We start from the raw sequence: 607 nt of genomic DNA, 5'->3' as shown, positions 1-607 counted from the left end.
GAATAGGCGATGTCGATCTCGCCGCGCTGCAGGGCCGCGAGCCTCGTCGCCTCGTCGGGGATCACCTTGAAGACCAGACGCTTGATGGCCGGCGCCTTGCGCCAGTAACCCTCGAACGCCTCGCACACCAACTCCACGCCGGGGGTGAAGGAAACGAACTTGTAGGGGCCCGCGCCAACCGGCGCCTTCTTGAAGCCTTCCTCGCCGACTCGCTCGACGTATTTCCTCGGCACGATCCAGCCGGCTCCGGTGGCGCTGGCATAGTAGGTCAGGAAATCCGGCCACGGCTCGTTCAGCCGGACGGTGAGGCGGTGCGGATCGTGGATGTCGACGCCCGCCACGCGCTCCTTCAGCAGCTTGCTCGCGGCGCCGCGATAGCGCTCGAGCGAGAATTTCACATCGTCCGCCGTCAGCGGTTCGCCATCGTGGAACAGCACGCCCTTGCGCAACGCGAAGGAATAGCTCAGCCCGTCGGGCGCCATGGTCCAGGATTCGGCCAGGCAGGGTGCCATCGGATCGCCCGGCATCGCCTTCATCATCGCGTCATGCATGGCGTAGAGCAGCATGAAGGGCGTGATGATGCCGGAGGTCTCCGCCGGATCGAACC

The 607-nt window shown here is 65.6% G+C and carries 1 protein-coding gene; it reads right to left on the bottom strand.

Annotation, left to right across the window (positions count from 1 at the left end; all coding sequences use genetic code 11):
- The coding region (locus JG676_RS07765) for an ABC transporter substrate-binding protein (protein ID WP_200217865.1) at positions 1–607 on the bottom strand (607 nt) is incomplete at both ends.

This window comes from Campylobacter sp. 2018MI34, from assembly GCF_016598975.1.
In the GTDB taxonomy this organism is placed as follows: Bacteria; Campylobacterota; Campylobacteria; order Campylobacterales; family Campylobacteraceae; genus Campylobacter_D.
This window is presented reverse-complemented; position numbering and strand designations above follow the sequence as displayed.